The following is an 18,322-nucleotide window of genomic DNA, read 5'->3' as shown; positions in this document are numbered from 1 at the left end:
GAAAAGCGGCTTACCGTCCGCGAGCACAGGACCTCACCTTCCCTGGTTGAGTGGTTCATTACTCATGTAATGAACCATAGTACCGTCGCGACCACGGCGCAAGGCGAAACAGAATCGGCGACAGGGCGACCCGACGACCCGATCGCGTCGAAAGTGGACCGGACCACGAATGCCGATCACCACGTCGAGATCCGGGCCGGGCATCGGATAGCCCCGGTAACGCACAGGGGTCGCGGCGTTCACCGCATCCGGAAGAATTCGGCGCTGGAACAACAAACGAGCGACCGGCATCGTCGAAACGTCTGACGGCGCCCATATCTGGGTCGGGCTCGACTCGTTGCACGGACACAGTTCGACGGCATCGCGATCGGCGACGCGGTCAGCATGTAATACGAGACCGCCGACCAGGACTCCCGCACCCTACGAGCCACCGCATCGGTCTAGCACCGAGCTCCGCGGCGGGGGCGGTCAGTCCTGCTTCGTCACCAGGCCGAATTCTTCCAGCAGTTCACCGATTTCGGGGGTAAGTTCGCGGCATGACGGCAACCGAGGATCGCGGACCGGTCTTCGACGGTGTGAAGATCGGCCGACCGGCGACCGGGGCGCTGATCGACGCGGGCTACCGGTCGATCGGCGACCTGCCCGAACGCCTGGCGGACCTGTCGGCCCTGCACGGTGTCGGGCCGCGCGCGATAGCGCTGCTCACGCGGGCGCGGCTCGGCGCGAACAGCTGATCGCGCCCGTCAGCGGCTACCGCACAATGATCAGGAAGTGCCCGAGCGCCGGCGGGAGAGGTCCGGCCACGGCGGGCGCCGCAGCACCGCCAAGGCGGTGATCACGGCGGCGAGCAGACCGATCCATTCGCCGGTCAGCGCGATGCGGCTGACATCGACCGCAGGCACCCAGCTGGCCGCCCCGTCGCTCACCACGAAGACCCCGGCCGGCCGCAGCGTGGTGGTGAACGGGTTGCTGCGGCGGGCGACGGTGATGACGATCGTGCCGTCCGCCGTCTCGAACGGTTCACCGTAGACGGGTGCGGTATCGACCGCGGTCATTCCGAGTCGTTCACGAATCACCATGTGCGAACTCCGATTCCTCGCGGGTGCCCGGCCGTGGCCGAATTTCGGGCATCAGCCTACGGCGGCGGGAGGCGAGCCGGAGCCGATCCACCGCCCGCGTCAACTCAAGACGACAGAACCGTCCGGGTCGATCCGCCACGCGGGGTTGTAGGCGATTTCCCAGACCACGCCGTTGGGATCGGCGACGTGCCCGTTGAACACTCCACCGAACTCACTGTCCGTGGGTTGTTTGAGCACGGTGCCACCCGCGGCGACCATGGCGTCCACGGTGCCGCGCACCTCCTCGCGACTGCCGAGGTTGTGCGACAGGGTGAGTCCCGATACCGCGGCCCGATCGGACCCGTCGGAGATATCGGCGTTGAACTTCTCCGCGTGGAAGAAACCCAGCACCAGACCCGGTGCGATCTGAAAGAAAATGATCTCGTTGGGCACATCGAGCAACGGCTCCCAGTCGAGGGCGTCGACATAGAACCGCCGGGCCGCGTCGAGATCGGCCGTCGCGATCGTCAAGAAGTGCGCCTGCTGTTTCACGGAACCTCCTGATCCGGGGGCTCGATATTAGCCCCGCGCGAGGTAACAACGGCGCCCACTCGCCGACGGATTCCGTATCCACGGAACATCTTCGGCGCCCGGCCCCGCGATTCCGTGGGGTGAATCGGATACATTTCCCTACGCCGAGAATGTCCGATAATGGCGATATGTCGCACTGGGTGACACTCCGGCCCGACGCCGGTCGCCCCCGTACCGGCAGCGCGCTGGGACCCGTCCAGTCGGCGCAGAGAGAAGGATCCGGATGAGTCCGACCAGCGCGGCGCAACTCGAGATCACCCTGCCGCACCCTGACGGCTCCAGCCCGGGCCTCGACGCGATCATCGACGCGGTCGAGGAATACATTCAGCGGTCGGTGCTGCTGCTGGCCTCGGGCGACCCCGGCAGCCAGCCGGACTTCGTCGAGTGGCTGGAGAAGAAGGGTCTGCTCAGCGACGAGGGGCTGGATGCACCCGAGGACAAATCCGTCCTGGTCGACAGCTATTCCGATCGCCGCAAAGAAGTCGAGACCCGGGTATCGGAACTCGAACGGGAGAACCAGAACATCGACAGCTCGAAGTTCGCGGCGTTCGACACCTCGAACAAGACCTACCAGAACGTCCGGACGATCGAGAGGGAACTGAAGAACACGCTCACCAGCGCGCCCGCACCGGCCTCCGGCGACGACGGGATCTACCGGCTCTCCGCCGCAGCGGAGATCGGACTGATCCACGCTCTCCTGAACTCGGTGGATCGCGTGCACGACGAAGTCGACAGGGCAGCCGACGATATCGACAGGCGTGCCCGCGAGATCGATGGATCTGTTCCGACCGTCCCGTCGAGCCACCGCAACGGTGGCGGCGTCGTGCCGGTGAGCACTCCCTTCCGGCAGACCGCTAGCGACGCCGGGTACGAGGACAGCGACCACGACGACCCGGTGGGCGATGCGCTCGACCGCGCGCGTAGCCAGATCGGGGTGAGCGAATTCGACGAGGCATTCGACAGCAAGCCCTATGACAACGACAGCGCCTGGTGCGCCGCGTTCACCAGTTGGTTGTGGGACGAAGCCGGCTACAAGGTCAACTGGACCGACTACGACTACGTCCCCGCGGTCTGGAACGACGCGCTGACCATGAATCTGGACGCGACGGCCGGCCAGGCCCAGCCGGGCGATCTGATCGTCTTCGACTGGAAAGGCGACGGCAATCCCGACCACATCGGGATCGTGGAGTCCGTCCGGGACGGCCGGATCCACACCATCGAGGGCAATTCCAGCGATAAAGTGCAGCGCCAGAACTACGCGATCGGCGCCGGGCAGATATTCGGCATCGTCAAAGCACCCTCCGCGGAGCGCTCGGTCGAGGCGTAACCGGAACACCCGTCGAATCCCGGACTCCGTGCGAGCTGCCCACAGCAGAAGCGGATAGACCCGCAGCACCCCTCGTGCGCGTCGGCCCGCCCGCCGATGTCCCGGATGAATTCGTTCAGGCAGCCGCCCATTTCTCGGGGTGCAGGTGGTGCTGGACGAGTGCGTTCGCATGCCCGTGCCCGAAACCGTGGGTCTTCAGCAATTCGACGAGTTCCTTGTGCGCGGACGATCCGGAGTCGCGCAGGACGGCCTTCCATTCGTCGATACTCCGCCCGTACTTCGCCTCGATGGACGGAAAGTAGGACGCGGGGCCCTTCGGTGTGGTCGACATCTTCGATCTCCTTGCTCGACGCGAACTCTGAAAAGAAGACGCGAGACCGGCCGGGATCTCATCGGCCGCCGGACCCATGTGTCGGGCATCACTTTCCGGGAGGAGTCGGCGGTTCTCCACGGAGGAGTAGTCGAGCCACGAGTCCACCCGCCGAGTGATCGCGTCTGTGATCACTGAGCGGGTGGACTCGTCTACAGCTGTTGCGGACGTATTGCGGACGGAAGGTGGTTCGTAGATGCTCCGTCGCAGGTCAGACCGCTATAGCGGCTTACACGTCGAAGTAGAGCTCGAACTCGTACGGGTGCGGCCGCAGGTTCACCGGGGCGATCTCCTGCTCACGCTTGATGCTGATCCAGGTTTCGATCAGGTCCTCGGTGAAGACATTGCCTTCGGTGAGGTAGTCGTGGTCGGCCTCGAGGCGGTCGATCACCGACGCCAGGCTGGTGGGGGCCTGCGGGATGTTCTTGGCCTCCTCCGGCGGGAGCTCGTAGAGGTCCTTGTCGACCGGAGCCAGCGGCTCGATCTTCTTCTTGATGCCGTCCAGGCCTGCCATCAGCATGGCGGCGAAGGCCAGGTACGGGTTGCCCGAGGAGTCCGGCGCGCGGAATTCGATGCGCTTGGCCTTCGGGTTGTTGCCGGTGACCGGGATGCGGACCGCGGCGGAGCGGTTGCGCTGCGAGTACACCAGGTTGATCGGGGCCTCGTAGCCGGGGACCAGGCGGTGGTAGGAGTTCACCGTCGGGTTGGTGAACGCCAGCAGCGACGGGGCGTGGTGCAGGATGCCGCCGATGTAGTGCCGGGCCAGGTCCGACAGGCCGCCGTAGCCGGCCTCGTCGTGGAACAGCGGCTTGCCGTCCTTCCACAGCGACTGGTGCGCGTGCATACCGGAGCCGTTGTCACCGAAGAGCGGCTTCGGCATGAAGGTGACGGTCTTGCCCTCGGCCCAGGCGGTGTTCTTCACGATGTACTTGAACAGCTGCAGATCGTCGGCAGCGCTCAGCAGGGTGTTGAACTTGTAGTTGATCTCGGCCTGACCGGCGGTGCCGACCTCGTGGTGGCCGCGCTCGAGCTCGAAACCGGCGTTCTGCAGGTTGGTGGAGATCTTGTCGCGCAGGTCGACGTAGTGGTCGTAGGGGGCGACCGGGAAGTACCCGCCCTTGTTACGGACCTTGTAGCCGCGGTTCGGGCTGCCGTCCGGGTTGAACTCGGCACCGGTGTTCCAGGAGCCCGAGATCGACTCGACCTCGTAGAAGGCGCCGTTGATACCGGAGTCGTAGCGGACCGAGTCGAAGATGTAGAACTCGGCCTCGGCGCCGAAGAACGCGGTGTCGGCGATACCGGTGGAGCGCAGGTACTCCTCGGCCTTGCGCGCGATATTGCGCGGATCGCGCGAGTAGGACTCACGGGTGAACGGGTCGTGCACGAAGAAGTTCATGTTGAGCGTCTTCGCCGCACGGAACGGGTCCAGCTGCGCGGTGCTGAAGTCGGGCAGCAGCAGCATGTCGGATTCGTCGATGGACTGGAAACCCCGCACCGAAGAACCGTCGAACGCGAGGCCTTCCTCGGCGAGGTCGGTGGTGAAGGCCTTCGCCGGGATGGAGAAGTGCTGCTGCACACCGGGCAGATCGCTGAACCGGATGTCGACGTACTCGACATCCTGATCCGCGATGTACTTGATGACCTCGTCGGCCGTGCTGAACGTCACTTAGTTCTCCTTACGGATAGATTCCCAGCCAGTATCGAGTGCAGGGCGTCGCGCCCCGACGCTATGGACAGGGTGTTTCCCGCCAGTCAAGAGTGTGTTTCGCCAGTGTTACACGTCGTGTCGGCGGGGTGTCTTCGGCCACGCCACGAACAGCGGGTTCGGCCGACCCCGGTCCAGCCCGCCACGGCCGCGGCGCGCGTGCGGGTACCGCTTATCCTGGGAGCATGGCACGTATCACCGGCTCCTGGCTCTCCGGACCTCCCGTCGCCCCCGGCTCCGCGGGCAGCGACGATTACGCCGGTGCCCGGTTGGGATTGCCGCGCGACGGCGTCGGATCGCTGCCGGGGATGTTCCGCCGCGTGGTCGCGATGCTGGTCGACTGGCTGATCGCGGTCGGGATCTCCGCGCTGATCGCACAGGGGGTGCCGGCGTCGACGGTGAACCTGCTCCTGTGGTTCGTGATCGGGCTGGCCGCGGTGACGCTGTTCGGGTTCACCCCCGGGCAGTACTTCCTGCGCATCCGGGTGATCCGGGTGGACGCCGAAGCGCCGGTCGGATTCCTGCGGGCGCTGGGCCGGCAGGTACTGCTGGTGTTCGTGATCCCCGCCCTGTTCACCGACGAGGACGGCCGCGGTATGCACGACCGGGCCACGGGGACCGCGGTGGTGCGCTCGCGCTGACCGCGCGACGTGCGGGTGCGGACCCGCTCGCGGGTCCGGTTCCGCTCAGCGGCGGCGGATAGTGCGCTGCATACCGCGCATCTTCGCGTTCCCCGGTGTCGGCCCCTTGGGCATCGCGGGACCGCCGCGCGAGCTCAGCGCGCTGAGCCGGCCCTCGATCAGATCCATCCGTTTGGCGTCGATATTGCGCGGGAGTTTGGTGAGGTACCGCTGGAGCTCCTTGAGCGGGACCTGGCCCTCCTCGTTACCGATCACCACGTCGTAGATAGGGGTGTCGCCGATGATCCGGGCGGTGCGCTTCTTCTCCTGCGCGAGCAGTGACCGCACCCGCTGTGGGGAGCCCTCGCCCACGAAGATCACCCCGGGCAGGCCGATCACACGATGGACCGCGTCGAGCTGGGTGGTGGCGGCGATCCCGTTGCTGACCCGCCATTTGCCCTGCAGGTTGTCCAGCACCCAGGCGGCCGCACCGGCCTGGCCCTCCGCCTTGCCATACACGGATTTCTGCACGCGGCGGCCGAAGATGATGAACGCCAGCAACGCGCCCAGCAGCACGCCCAGCGGCAGCAGGAACCACTGCACGCCGAAGAGGAACCCGATCCCGAACAGCACCAGCGTGCTGAGGACCACCGCGCCGATCATCAGCGGCAGCAGCAGTTTGTCCTCTTTGCGCTGCATCTGGAACGCCTGCCAGATCTGCTGACGACGTTCCTTCGACTGCTGTTTGCGCGCCGCTTTCGCCGCGGCCTTGGCCTCTTTGTCGGGCTTGCCTGCTGCCATGGCTCCCAGAATAATGCCCGGCCATCGGCGCTTCGACCACGGGACGGGCCCGGCGGCACGCCCGGGTGCGCGGCGACTCCGCCGCGGCCGGTCGCAGCCTTCCGGCGGCGGTGGTCACGGCGGGGCCGGCAACCGGACCCACGGGATCGCCGGGCCGAGCAGAATGCACGTATGTCCACCAACATCGAGGCCCGCCCGTCATCCGGTGTCCCGGTCGACGACGCCACCGCGGAACGACTCGCGACCGCGCTGCGTTGCGTCACCGTGTCCCGGGAAGAAACGGACGAGACGTCCGAGGCTCCGGACACCGACGCGGAGTTCGTCCGCTTGGCCGCGCATCTCGAGCGGTCGTTCCCACGGGTGCACGCCGAACTCGACATGGAGAAGTTCGGTCACAGCCGTCTCTACACCTGGCCCGGCGCCGATCCGGCACGCACCGCGGCGATCCTGCTCGCGCACCAGGACGTGGTGCCCGCGAGCGACCCGCAACGCTGGACCCATCCCCCGTTCGACGGGGTGGTGGACCAGGAGTTCATCTGGGGGCGCGGCGCGATCGACGACAAGAGCCGGGTGCTGGCGATCCTGGAGGCCGTCGAGTCCGCGCTCGCCGCCGGGGTCCGTCCGCGCCACACCATCTATCTCGCGTTCGGTCATGACGAGGAGGTGTTCGGGAACACCGGCGCGGCGCGGATGGCGGCCCGGTTGCGCGAGCGGGGTGTGCGGGCCGATCTCCTGCTGGACGAGGGCGGGGTGATCACCGACGGGATCGTGAACGATGTGCGCGTACCGGTGGCGACGATCATGCTCGGTGAGAAGGGGTACGCGACGGTCCGGTTGTCGGTATCGGAGACTGGCGGGCATTCGTCCATGCCGGGACGGCAGACCGCGGTCGGACGGCTCGCGCGCGCGGTGAGCCGGATCCAGGACGATCCGATGCCCCTGCGGGTGACACCGGTGGTCACCGATATGCTGGCCCGCCTCCGGCCGCATCTGCCCACGGTCAAACGCCGACTGCTCGGCTTCGCGGGCGCGGCCGCGCCGGTGATCGCCCGGATCATGGCCGCGACCCCGCAGACCGAGGCAATGGTGCGCACCACCACCGCGCCGACCGTGATCCGCGGCGGGGTGAAGGCGAATGTGCTGCCGCAGCAGGCCGAAGCGCTGATCAACTTCCGCATCCTGCCCGGGGATTCGGTCGATTCCGTCCTCGCCCACTGCCGCCGGGCCGTACGCGATGAGGGCGTGACGATCGAACTGGTGGGGATGTCCTCCGAACCGACCCCGGCAGCCGCGCCCGGACCGGCCTTCGACCTGGTCGCCGGGATCACCGCGGAGGTGGCGCCCGGCGTCGCGGTGACCACCGGCCTGGTGCCGGGCGCCACCGATTCGCGGCACTACGACGATCTGGCCGATACCCGCTGTAATTTCGCCCCGGTCCAGCTCACCGCCGCCGATCTGGAACGGATCCACGGAAACGACGAACGGCTGTCCCGGGTGAACTACGCTCGGCTGATCGACTTCAACCGGCGCCTGGTCACCGCGCTCGCCGAGCCGGACCGGGCCCGAGGGCGTCAGGAGCCGCGCTGATGCAATATCTCCGCCTCCGCCGCGAACCACGTATGCACCGGCTTCGAGGGAGGACCCAGTGATGCGATACCTCCACCTCCGTTCCGGCCTTCGCGGACAGCATGTACCGGCTTGGAGGGAGTGCTGATGATGCGATACCTCCACCTCCGTTCCGGCCTTCGCGGACAGCGTGTACCGGCTTCGAGGGGAGTGCAGTGATGCGTGATCAGGGCGTGCAGAAGCGCCGCGGGGAATTCGAACACGCCGGGAACCGGATCAGCACACGGTCCTGGATACCCGATGTCGCGGTCCGCGGGGTCATCGTCCTCGTACACGGCGTAGCCGAACATTCGGGCCGCTACGACTACGTCGCGCGGACTTTCGCCGCGGCCGGTTTCGCGGTCCACGCGCTCGATCATGTGGGGCACGGGGAGTCGGCGGATGCCGGGACGCGGGCCAATATCGGGTCGGTCGACAATGCCGCGGACAATGTGGCGGCACTGCTGGACCTGGCACGCGAGGAACACCCCGGTGCGCCCGCGTTCGTGGTCGGCCATTCCATGGGCGCGTTGATCACCTTGTACCTGGCCACCAGGGCGCCGCTGGAGGTGGCCGGAGTGGTGGTGTCGGCGCCGCCGCTGATCATCGACGCCGGTAATCCGGCGCAGCGACTGCTGGCGCCGGTACTCACCCGGCTGGCGCCGAACCTCGGTGTGCTGAAACTCGATTCGTCGCAGATCAGCCGGGACCCGGCGGTCGTCACGGCCTACGACGACGACCCGCTGGTGTTCCGGGGCAAGCTGCCCGCCCGCACGGCGACCGAAATCCTCACGGCCGCCGCGACGGTCCTCGATCGGCTGCCGCGGCTACGGGTGCCGACGCTGGCGCTGCACGGCACCGCCGACGTCATCGCCGCCCCGGCGAGTACCGATCGCATCGAACAGCACGCGGGCACCACCGATCTCACGGTCCGCCGCTACGACGGGCTCTACCACGAGATCTTCAACGAACCCGAACGCGATCGGGTACTCGCCGATGTCGTCGCCTGGCTGGACGCGCGGGTTCCGGCGGAGTAGTTCCGGAGGCCACTGCACCCGTGGAACCGGTGTGCGCACCGGTTCCACGGGTGCGTCCTACTCGTACTCGTTCAGGCAGGCGGATTCGCCTTCGAGTACGCCCAGGCGGAAGGCCTCCAACCGCAGATAGCCTTCGGGGACGACCTCACCGTCGACATCGGCGGCGGCCAGCCCGTCGGCCAGCAGGCCCGATACCGCCTCGTCCAGATCGCCTGCGGACAGCCGCGGGTTGCTGTCGACCCTGCTCAGCGCGGTGGTCACCACCCCCGACAGGCAGGCCGTGCGCAGTCCGGCGCTGTCGGCGCCGGTCAGGGTCAGCTTCTGCGCGTTCTGATAGGCGAGCGTGTAGCGGGAGACGAAGACGACGAACGCGTTGTAGTCACCGGTGACGACCGCCGACAGCGGTTCGTCCTCGTCCCCCGTTCCACCGGCCCGCTCGGCCAGCGCGTCGACATCTGTCCCGATCACCTCGGTGGCCGGGCAGTATGCGACCGGTTCGGTCGGTGTGGCGTCCGAGCAGCTGCTGGGCACACCGTCGTAGTCGTAGTCGGGGGAATCGGCGACCGGCAGGATATCGGCCAGCGCGGCCGCCATCTCGCCCAGCGCGTCCTCGGTGACCTCGAGCTGCATGTACTCCTCCCCCGTATCGAAGGTCACCGGGAGGCCGGCGCGGCGCTGCTCGATCTCTTGTTCGTCGATCTCGGCGCAGCTTCCGGCGCCGTCCGTGTACCCCATCTGCACAGCGGTGACCCGTTCGAAAGCGCTGCCGTGCACATTCTCCGGATCGTCGGGGTCGCGGTCGCGCACCGCGACGGTGGCGCCGAGGACACCGTTGAGACCTGCGCTGGTGTTGAGGTCGAAATGGGGTGAGTCGCCCTCGGCGACATGCCGGAGGAACACTCCGGCCAGGCAGTCGGCCTGCTGTTCGGTGACCAGGCCCGGTGAATCCTCGGTCGCGATCCCGGCGGGTATCTGCAGCGCGTGCCCGTACTCGTGCGCGAGCACCATCACCACCGCCATCTCACCGAACCGATCCACCAGCTCCGGCAGCAGCACTCCGCGATCCCAGCCGATGGTCTCGTCCTCGCCGCAGTAGGCGGCGTTCACCAGTTCGTGGGTGCTGACCGTGCAGAACTCGACCGAGTCGCGCTCCGCGGCGTCGGCGTCCCAGGAGATGAGTTTCGCTACCGGGCGGAATTCGCCCGGGAAGTTCGCCGAATAGTTCTCCGACCAGAAGGCCTCGATATCGGCGACCGCGTTGAGCGCGAGGCGGTCCATGTCGCCGCCGTCCCCGTTCTCGGCCTGCCGGTCGCTGTCGGGCACCCCCTCCCGCGGGCCGCTGGGGCCGGTACTGGTCGTCGCGCCCGCGATCTGCCACGGATTGTCCGAGCTCGTCGCGTTCTGCGCGGAACCGGCCTCCGCACACGCCGACAGCGCCGAAAACGTCAGCATCGCCGCGGCCGCCGCGACGCCCCACCGCACCCACCGTGTCGTGGTCATTACTGCCTCCCCGTTTCCCTACCGGACCCCGGTACCGCCCGGACCGCGCTATCGCCCCGCCCGACCCGTCGATAATCGAATCACAAGGCGGGCAACGGCGTACAGCGATGAACACGAGCGACCCCTTCGCTCTCCGGTATAGGAATCGACCGTCCCACCGTTAGCACCTCCGGCTCCACACCGGCCACAAGGAGCGCAGCGACTGAGCGGCGGAGTGAAGAACCGGGGTTGGCCCCGACCCGCCGCAGGCAGGGCCATAGATTACTGCCGTGTACATCGAGGAATTCCGGTCGCCCGGAGCGCTCACCGCCGAGATCGCCGAAGCGCTGGCAGCCTGCGCGGCGGGCCATACTTCTCGGATCACCCTCGCCGCCAACGAGCATGCGGTGAACCTGCCGGTTCTGCCGTGGTGCTGGGCCGATCTCCGGATCGAGGTCGGCACCAGGGTGACGGTCACCGCGGAGGGCGGCCGGATCGCGCCGGATCGAGAGGATCGGCATGCGCTCGACGAGGTGGTCGCCCGGTTCCGCGCCCTGACCTCCGGAGCCGGCGGCTAACTGCCGAACACCCGCTCCACCACGGCTTTCGCCCGCCGGGTGATCCGCAGATAGTTGTCCAGGAATTCGCCGCCGTCATCGTTGGGCCAGCCGGCCACCTTGGCCACCGCCGAGAGGGTGCGTCCGGGACCGGGTAGTTGATCGGAGGGCTTACCGCGGACCAGGACCAGTGCGTTGCGGGCCGCCGTCGCGGTGATCCAGGACTGCCGCAGCAGGTCGGCGTCCTCGGCGCCGAGGAGGCCCGCCTTCTCGATGACATCCAGCGATTCCAGCGTGGAGGTGTTGTGCAGCGCCGGGATCTCGTGTGCGTGCCGCAATTGCAGCAGCTGCACCGTCCATTCGATATCGGCCAGGCCGCCGCGCCCGAGCTTGGTGTGGGTCGCGGGGTCGGCGCCCCGGGGTAGCCGTTCGGAATCGATCCGGGCTTTGATCCGGCGGATCTCGCGCACCGCGTCGGCCGAGACCCCGCCGGCCGGGTAGCGCACGCGGTCGATCGTATGCAGGAAACGAACACCCAGGTCCTGGTCTCCGGCGACCTGATGCGCGCGGAGCAGGGCCTGCACCTCCCACGAGTGCGCCCATTGGCGGTAGTAGGCGTCGTAGGCGGTCAGCGTGCGCACGAGCGGACCGCTGCGTCCCTCCGGTCGCAGCCCGGCGTCGACCTGCAGCGGCGGATCGGTGCTGGGGGCGCCGAGCAGTTTCTGAACCTGTTCGGCGATGCCGTTGGCCCATTTCACGGCGACGTGTTCCTCTTCGCCGGGACGCGGGTCGCAGACGAAGAGCACGTCGGCGTCGGACCCGTAACCCAGTTCCATCCCGCCGAGCCGGCCCATCCCGATCACCGCGAAATCCGCCGGTGCGGGCGCGCCGCGTTCGGCGACGCTGGCCCGGATGACCGCGCGCAGCGAGGCCTCGAGCACCGCCACCCATACCGCGGACAACGCGGCGCAGACCTGGGGCACGTCCAGCAAGCCCAGCAGATCCGCCGACGCCACCCGGGCGAGCTCGTGGCGGCGCAGCGAGCGCGCGGTGGCGACGGCGCGCTTCGGGTCGGTGTAGCGGTCGGCGGCGGTGAGGATTCCGTTCGCCACCTCGACGGGACCGGTGCGCAGCAGCAGCGGGCCGTGCGGGCCGTCGGCGTACATGCGGATGGTCTCGGGCGCGTTGATCAGCAGATCCGGTAGATACGCCGAGGACCCCAGCACCATCATGAGCCGCTGTCCCACCGCGCCCTCGTCGCGCAGCACCCGCAGATACCAGTCCTGGTCCACCAGGCCTTCGGATACCCGCCGGTAGGCCAGCAGCCCGGCGTCGGGGTCGGGGGTTTCGCCCAGCCACTCCAGCAGGGTCGGCAGCAGCACCGCCTGGATGCGTCCTTTACGGGAGACACCGCTGGTGAGTGCGCGCAGATGACCGAGGGCGTGCTCGGGGTCGGCGTAACCGAGGGCGGCGAGCTGACGGACCGCGGCGTCCGGGCTCAGCCGCAGGGCGTCCGAGTCCAGCCGGGCCACCGATTCCAGCAGCGGGCGGTAGAAGAGTTTGGTGTGCAACCGGCGGATCCGCCCGGTGTGCCGGCGCAGTTCGCCGCGTAGGACGCCCGCGGCGTCGCGGGTGCCGTCGGGTCGGATATGCGCGGCGCGAGCCAGCCAGCGCATCCCTTCCTCGTCGTCGGCGGCGGGCAGCGTGTGGGTGCGTTTGAGCCGCTGCAACTGCAGCCGGTGTTCGAGCAGGCGCAGGAACTCGTAGGAGGCGGTGAGGTTGGCGGCGTCGTCACGGCCCACGTATCCGCGCGCGGCGAGCGCCGCCAGGGCCTCCACAGTGCCCTGGACGTGCAGTTTGGGGTCGACGCGTCCGTGCACGAGTTGCAGAAGTTGCACCGCGAACTCCACATCGCGCAGGCTCCCGCTGCCGAGTTTGAGTTCCCGCTCGCGCAGGTCGGCGGGGACCAGGTCCTCCACCCGGCGGCGCATCGCCTGCACATCGGGGACGAAATCGGGTCGTTCGGACGCGGTCCACACCATGGCGTCGGTCGCGGCCCGGTACTGCTCTCCGAGCTCGATGTCACCGGTCATCGCCCGCGCTTTGAGCAGGGCCTGGAACTCCCAGGTCCGCGCCCAGCGCTGGTAGTAGGCGAGATGGGAATCGAGGGTGCGCACCAGCGCTCCCGCCTTGCCCTCCGGCCGCAGTGCGGCGTCCACATCGAAGAACGCCGAGGATCCGACGGTCATCAGTTCCGCGGCCAGCCGGGTCGCGACGGCGTCGGCGGGTTCGGCGACGAACAGGATGTCCACATCGCTGACGTAGTTGAGTTCGCACGCCCCGCTCTTGCCCATGGCTATCACCGCCAGCCGCACCGGGCACGGCTCGTCGCGGCACACCCGGGCCACCGCGACCGCCAGCGCGGCGGTGAGCGCGGCGTCGGCCAGGGCGGTGAGCTGTCGGCCCACCACCTCGTACGGGACGACCGGCTCGTCCTCGACGGTCGCGGCCAGGTCCACGGCGGCCAGCAGCATGAGCTGGTCGCGGTAGCGCTTGCGCAGCAGGGCCACCACTTCGGGTCCGGATTCGCCGGCCCGGAACAGCATCGGCCCGGCGTGCGGACCGGACTCGGGTTCGGCGGCGACCACCGCGAGCAGATCGGCGATCAGCTCGTCGTGGTCGGGTAGTTCGGTGCGGCGCAACAGGATCCAGGACCCCGGATCCGCCACCAGGTGATCGCCGAACGCGGTCGACGATCCGAGCAGCGCGAACAGCCGGCCGCGCAGTGTCTTCTCGGAGCGGATCGCCGAATCCAGCTCCGCCCACTCGTTTCCGAGCGCCTCGGACAGCCTGACCAGGGTGCTCAGCGCCAGGTCCGCGTCCGGCGCCCGGGACAGCGACCACAGCACCGCGATGCTGTCGACGTTGTCCCAGCCGAGAGTTCTCAGCGAGTCGGCGGCCGACGGCTCGAGCAATCCGAGCCGGCCGACGCCGGGGACGGCGGACCGGGCGGACGGGGGGCGGACCATGAAGCTCAAGGTACCGACAACCGGACCGGAATTGTGCCGGACCCTCAGCTGCCGAGGATCAGAGACCGAGGTATTCGCGCAGTTCGAACGGCGTCACCTGGGCGCGGTAGTCCGACCATTCCCGGCGCTTGTTGCGCAGGAAGAAGTCGAACACGTGCTCACCCAGCGTTTCGGCGACCAACTCCGACCGTTCCATCGCGTGCAGCGCCTCGTCCAGCGTGCCCGGCAGCTCCTTGAACCCCATGGCGCGCCGTTCGGCGGCGGTGAGCGACCAGACGTCGTCCTCGGCCTCCGGCGGCAGGGTGTAGCCCTTCTCGACACCGCGCAGGCCGGCGGCCAGCAGTACCGCGAAGGTCAGGTAGGGGTTGCAGGCGGAATCAGGGCTGCGGATCTCGACGCGTCGCGAGGACGATTTGTTCGGGGTGTACATGGGCACCCGGACCAGCGCCGACCGGTTGGACCGGCCCCAGGACGCCGCGGTCGGCGCCTCACCGCCGTGGATGAGCCGCTTGTAGGAGTTCACCCACTGGTTGGTGATGGCACTGATCTCGTGCGCGTGTTCGAGGATGCCGGCGATGAAGGCGCGGGCGGTGGCGGAGAGGTTGTTCGGGTCGTCCGGATCGGAGAACGCGTTCGCCTCGCCTTCGAACAGGCTCATATGCGTGTGCATGGCCGAGCCCGGATACTGCGCGAACGGTTTGGGCATGAACGTGGCACGCACGCCCTCGTCGATCGCGACTTCCTTGATCAGGTACCGGAAGGTCATCACGTTGTCGGCCATGGACAGCGCGTCGGCGTAGCGCAGGTCGATCTCCTGCTGGCCGGGCGCGCCCTCGTGGTGGCTGAACTCCACCGAGATGCCCATGGATTCGAGCGCGTCGATGGCGTGCCGCCGGAAGTTCGGGGCGGAATCGTGCACGGCCTGGTCGAAGAAGCCACCTGTGTCCGCGGGGACCGGGTCGACGCCGTCGGGCTGGTTCTTCAGCAGGAAGAACTCGATCTCCGGGTGGACGTAGCAGCTGAACCCGACGTCACCGGCCTTGTTGAGCTGACGCCGCAGCACGTGGCGCGGATCGGCCCACGACGGCGAACCGTCGGGCATGGTGATGTCGCAGAACATCCGGGCGGAGTGCTGATGTCCTTTGCTGGAGGACCACGGCAGCACCTGGAAGGTCGACGGATCGGGCCGGGCCACCATATCGGCCTCGGAGATCCGGGCGAATCCCTCGATGGCGGAACCGTCGAACCCGATGCCCTCCTCGAACGCCCCCTCGAGTTCGGCGGGCGCGATGGCGACGGACTTGAGATAGCCCAGCACGTCGGTGAACCAGAGACGCACGAAGCGGATGTCCCGCTCTTCGAGCGTCCGCAGCACGAATTCCTTCTGGCGATCCATGACCGCGAGAGTAGGCACCCGGCGTTAAATCCGTGTTACATGACGCGCTGCGCTGTGTGTCGGGTCAGCAGCGCAGACCTTCGGGCGGGGATTTCAGGTCCACCAGATAGCTGATGACCGCATCGTCCACGCAGGTCGCGCCCCCGGTGAGCACCACGGTGTGACTGTCGCCCTCGTGTGTGATCAGGGCCGCGCCGAGTTGCTCGGCCAGGTCCACACCGGCCTGATAGGGGGTCGCCGGATCGCCGGTGGTGGACACCACCACGGTCTCGGGCAGGCCCTGCACGGAGATCTCGTGCGGCCGGCTGGTGTTGGGCACCGGCCAGTCCGCGCACAGTTCCAGCGGCGCCGCGCCGGTGCCGCGGCCGTCGTCGAGGAAGGGCGCGGCCTCGCGGTACTCGGTGTCCTGCCGGCCGGCGACCGCGCGATCGGTGATCCGGGGATCGTCCACGCAGCGGATCGCGTCGAACGCGTCGGAAAGGTTGCTGTAGGTGCCGTCGTCGCGGCGGCCGTTGTACATATCGGCGAGTTGCAGCAGCGTATCGCCGCGACCTTCGGTCAGTTCGGTCAAACCGACCGTGAGCACCGGCCAGAAGTCGGCGCTGTAGAGCGTCTGCTGGACTCCGGTGACGGCGTCGTCGTAACTGAGCCCGCGCGGATCGGTGGTGGCCGCGGGCGCGTCCCACAGCGGGTCCACCAGGGCCCGGAACCGCGGGACCACCTGAGCCGGGTCGGTCCCCAGCGGACAGTCCGGGGACTGCACACAGTCCGCGGCGTAGGCGTCGAAGGCCCGCTGGAACCCCGCGGCCTGGCGCAGCGATTCGGCGACCGGATCCTGGGACGGATCGATCGCGCCGTCGAGCACCATGGCGCGGATATTGCCGGGATACCGCTCCGCGTACGCCGCCCCGAGCCGGGTGCCGTAGGAGTAGCCGAGATAGGTGAGTTTCGGATCGCCCAGCACCGCCCGGATGACGTCCATATCCTGGATGACCTCCTGGGTACCGACATGGGCGAGGAACTCCGCACCCGTACGGGCCACACAGCGGCCGGCGTACTCGCGGTTCTCGTCCTCCGCCTCGGTGATGCCCTCCGGAGTGTTCGGCAATGGCGGTTCGGCCCGCTCGGCATCGGTTTCCTGCGGATTCAGGCAGTCGACGGCGGGGGTGGAGGCGCCGACGCCGCGCGGATCGAAACCCACCCGGTCGAACCGCTCGGCCAGCGGGGTCCCGCCGCCGATCATGACCGTGGACAACCCCGACATTCCCGGGCCGCCCGGGTTGATCAGCAGCGACCCGATCCGATCTCCGGTCGCGCGCATCCGGGACACCGCCAGCTGCGCGGTCGGGCCGTCGGGGTCCCCGTAGTCGACGGGTACCTCGATCCGCGCGCATTGCGCGGCCGGCGCCAAGCCCTCGCCCGGTTCGGTGTACCCGGCACAGGGTTCCCAGTCGGGCGCCTGGGTATAGAAACGAGTCAACTCCGCGGGAACCGGGGCGGGCGGGGCGGACTGTTCCCGATCCGAGTCCGCGCATCCCACGAGGCACACCGTCGCCGCCGCCAGCACACCCGCCAGCACACCACACCCGCTCCGCACCGCCGCAATGCTAGCCGGACCGGCCCCCACTCCTGGGGATGTGACGAACCGCACCTGGTCGCGGGCTTAATCCGGGCTCGGCCGCGGGTGCACACTGGAAGGCGTCAACCAGACCCGGGGACCCGCACAGGGCCTCGAGGAGACGAAAGGGACGATGATGTCCGACTCATCAACCATGCCCGATGCCACGGCGGAAACGCCCGCGTACGGCGCCACCGACCCCGCGAAGCCCGCGCGCCGGGCCACCCGCGTCCAGCATCTGCAACAGATGAAGGCGACGGGTGAGCGCTGGGCCATGCTCACCGCCTACGACTACTCCAGCGCCCGCCTCTTCGAGGAGGCGGGCATTCCGGTGCTGCTGATCGGCGATTCCGCCGCCAATGTGGTGTACGGATACGACACGACCGTGCCGATCACCACCGACGAGCTGATTCCGCTGGTGCGCGGTGTGGTGCGCGGCGCCCCCCGCGCGCTGGTCGTCGCGGATCTGCCGTTCGGCAGCTACGAGGGTTCCCCCGAGCAGGCCCTCGCCACGGCCACCCGCTTCATGAAGGAGGGTGGCGCGCACGCGGTGAAACTGGAGGGCGGCGAACGCGTCGCCGACCAGATCCGGCTGCTGACCAGCGCCGGAATCCCGGTGATGGCGCATATCGGCTTCACCCCGCAGAGCGTCAACACCCTCGGCGGTTTCCGGGTGCAGGGCCGCGGCGCGGGCGCCGAGGGGCTGCTCTCCGACGCGATCGCGGTCCAGGCGGCGGGTGCGTTCTCGGTGGTGATGGAAATGGTCCCGGCCGAGGTCGCCGGTCAAGTGACCCGCAAGCTGACCATCCCGACCATCGGTATCGGCGCGGGCGCCGACTGCGACGCCCAGGTGCTCGTCTGGCAGGACATGGCCGGGTTCACCAGCGGCCGGACCGCCAAGTTCGTGAAACGGTTCGCCGCGGTCGGCGACGCACTGCGCGGGGCGGCCGCCGCATACGCCGAGGAGGTCCGGCACGGAACGTTCCCGGGCCCGGAGCACAGTTTCTGACCTGCCCCGGAACTCGGAGGCGACTCCCCACCACCGCGCGGGATGGCAGACTCGAAGTCGACGGTTTCGACTCGAGTACAGAGGTACTGATGCGGCAACGCGCTTGGACAACACGGGGTG

General features: G+C 68.4%; 16 protein-coding genes. 7 read left to right on the top strand and 9 right to left on the bottom strand.

Annotated features, from left to right (window positions below; genetic code table 11):
* The first annotated feature begins 536 nt into the window (after nucleotides 1-536).
* Nucleotides 537-734, top strand: a complete 198-nt coding sequence (locus OG804_RS30405; RefSeq protein ID WP_328392067.1) for a helix-hairpin-helix domain-containing protein — start codon at nucleotides 537-539, stop codon at nucleotides 732-734.
* 30 nt (nucleotides 735-764) lie between these two features.
* Here OG804_RS30405 and OG804_RS30400 read toward each other — a convergent pair whose 3' ends face one another.
* Together OG804_RS30400 and OG804_RS30395 are read right to left on the bottom strand one after the other, a co-directional pair.
* The gene (locus OG804_RS30400) at nucleotides 765-1,079 is read right to left on the bottom strand and encodes a hypothetical protein (RefSeq protein WP_328392066.1); all 315 of its coding nucleotides are present in this window, start codon (nucleotides 1,077-1,079) and stop codon (nucleotides 765-767) included.
* 99 nt (nucleotides 1,080-1,178) lie between these two features.
* Nucleotides 1,179-1,610, bottom strand: a complete 432-nt coding sequence (locus OG804_RS30395) for a VOC family protein (protein WP_328392065.1) — start codon at nucleotides 1,608-1,610, stop codon at nucleotides 1,179-1,181.
* A 262-nt stretch (nucleotides 1,611-1,872) separates the two neighbouring features.
* Here OG804_RS30395 and OG804_RS30390 point away from each other — a divergent pair, with 262 nt between their 5' ends.
* Nucleotides 1,873-2,976 (top strand): C40 family peptidase, encoded by a 1,104-nt coding sequence (locus OG804_RS30390; protein WP_328392064.1) that lies wholly within the window; start codon nucleotides 1,873-1,875, stop codon nucleotides 2,974-2,976.
* Between the two features lie 115 nt (nucleotides 2,977-3,091).
* Here OG804_RS30390 and OG804_RS30385 read toward each other — a convergent pair whose 3' ends face one another.
* Nucleotides 3,092-3,307 (bottom strand): DUF4287 domain-containing protein, encoded by a 216-nt coding sequence (locus OG804_RS30385; protein WP_328392063.1) that lies wholly within the window; start codon nucleotides 3,305-3,307, stop codon nucleotides 3,092-3,094.
* Nucleotides 3,308-3,575: 268 nt separating this feature from the next.
* Nucleotides 3,576-5,012: a type I glutamate--ammonia ligase gene (gene glnA, locus OG804_RS30380; protein ID WP_328392062.1), complete on the bottom strand. Its 1,437-nt coding sequence runs from the start codon at nucleotides 5,010-5,012 to the stop codon at nucleotides 3,576-3,578.
* A gap of 224 nt (nucleotides 5,013-5,236) precedes the next feature.
* Here glnA (OG804_RS30380) and OG804_RS30375 point away from each other — a divergent pair, with 224 nt between their 5' ends.
* Nucleotides 5,237-5,692, top strand: a complete 456-nt coding sequence (locus tag OG804_RS30375; protein WP_328392061.1) for an RDD family protein — start codon at nucleotides 5,237-5,239, stop codon at nucleotides 5,690-5,692.
* Nucleotides 5,693-5,737: 45 nt separating this feature from the next.
* On the opposite strand, the gene OG804_RS30370 is transcribed toward OG804_RS30375, so the two are convergent.
* Nucleotides 5,738-6,472 (bottom strand): DUF4191 domain-containing protein, encoded by a 735-nt coding sequence (locus tag OG804_RS30370; protein WP_328392060.1) that lies wholly within the window; start codon nucleotides 6,470-6,472, stop codon nucleotides 5,738-5,740.
* Nucleotides 6,473-6,643: 171 nt separating this feature from the next.
* Here OG804_RS30370 and OG804_RS30365 point away from each other — a divergent pair, with 171 nt between their 5' ends.
* Both OG804_RS30365 and OG804_RS30360 read left to right on the top strand, forming a co-directional pair.
* On the top strand, nucleotides 6,644-8,059 hold the full coding sequence (locus OG804_RS30365; protein ID WP_328392059.1) for a M20/M25/M40 family metallo-hydrolase: 1,416 nt from the start codon (nucleotides 6,644-6,646) through the stop codon (nucleotides 8,057-8,059).
* Nucleotides 8,060-8,256: 197 nt separating this feature from the next.
* Nucleotides 8,257-9,114 (top strand): alpha/beta hydrolase, encoded by an 858-nt coding sequence (locus tag OG804_RS30360; protein WP_328392058.1) that lies wholly within the window; start codon nucleotides 8,257-8,259, stop codon nucleotides 9,112-9,114.
* A gap of 57 nt (nucleotides 9,115-9,171) precedes the next feature.
* Here OG804_RS30360 and OG804_RS30355 read toward each other — a convergent pair whose 3' ends face one another.
* Nucleotides 9,172-10,614, bottom strand: a complete 1,443-nt coding sequence (locus OG804_RS30355; protein ID WP_328392057.1) for a metallopeptidase — start codon at nucleotides 10,612-10,614, stop codon at nucleotides 9,172-9,174.
* Between the two features lie 269 nt (nucleotides 10,615-10,883).
* Here OG804_RS30355 and OG804_RS30350 point away from each other — a divergent pair, with 269 nt between their 5' ends.
* Nucleotides 10,884-11,171: a hypothetical protein gene (locus OG804_RS30350; RefSeq protein ID WP_328392056.1), complete on the top strand. Its 288-nt coding sequence runs from the start codon at nucleotides 10,884-10,886 to the stop codon at nucleotides 11,169-11,171.
* On the opposite strand, the gene OG804_RS30345 is transcribed toward OG804_RS30350, so the two are convergent.
* From OG804_RS30345 to OG804_RS30335, 3 genes are all read right to left on the bottom strand, one after another.
* Entirely contained in the window at nucleotides 11,168-14,179 is a 3,012-nt protein-coding gene (locus OG804_RS30345; RefSeq protein ID WP_328392055.1) for a bifunctional [glutamine synthetase] adenylyltransferase/[glutamine synthetase]-adenylyl-L-tyrosine phosphorylase, read from the bottom strand. The genes OG804_RS30350 and OG804_RS30345 overlap by 4 nt on opposite strands.
* Before the next feature lie 58 nt (nucleotides 14,180-14,237).
* Nucleotides 14,238-15,575: a type I glutamate--ammonia ligase gene (glnA, locus tag OG804_RS30340; RefSeq protein WP_328392054.1), complete on the bottom strand. Its 1,338-nt coding sequence runs from the start codon at nucleotides 15,573-15,575 to the stop codon at nucleotides 14,238-14,240.
* A 64-nt stretch (nucleotides 15,576-15,639) separates the two neighbouring features.
* Nucleotides 15,640-17,172: an alpha/beta hydrolase gene (locus OG804_RS30335; RefSeq protein WP_442941675.1), complete on the bottom strand. Its 1,533-nt coding sequence runs from the start codon at nucleotides 17,170-17,172 to the stop codon at nucleotides 15,640-15,642.
* Nucleotides 17,173-17,329: 157 nt separating this feature from the next.
* Between OG804_RS30335 and panB the strand changes: the two genes are divergently transcribed.
* Nucleotides 17,330-18,202 carry a 3-methyl-2-oxobutanoate hydroxymethyltransferase gene (gene panB / locus OG804_RS30330; protein WP_442941674.1) on the top strand — a complete coding sequence of 291 codons (873 nt, stop codon included), beginning with the start codon at nucleotides 17,330-17,332 and terminating at the stop codon, nucleotides 18,200-18,202.
* Nucleotides 18,203-18,322: the final 120 nt, after the last annotated feature.

It is taken from the genome of Nocardia sp. NBC_00416 (assembly GCF_036032445.1).
Taxonomy (GTDB): Bacteria; Actinomycetota; Actinomycetes; order Mycobacteriales; family Mycobacteriaceae; genus Nocardia.
This window is presented reverse-complemented; position numbering and strand designations above follow the sequence as displayed.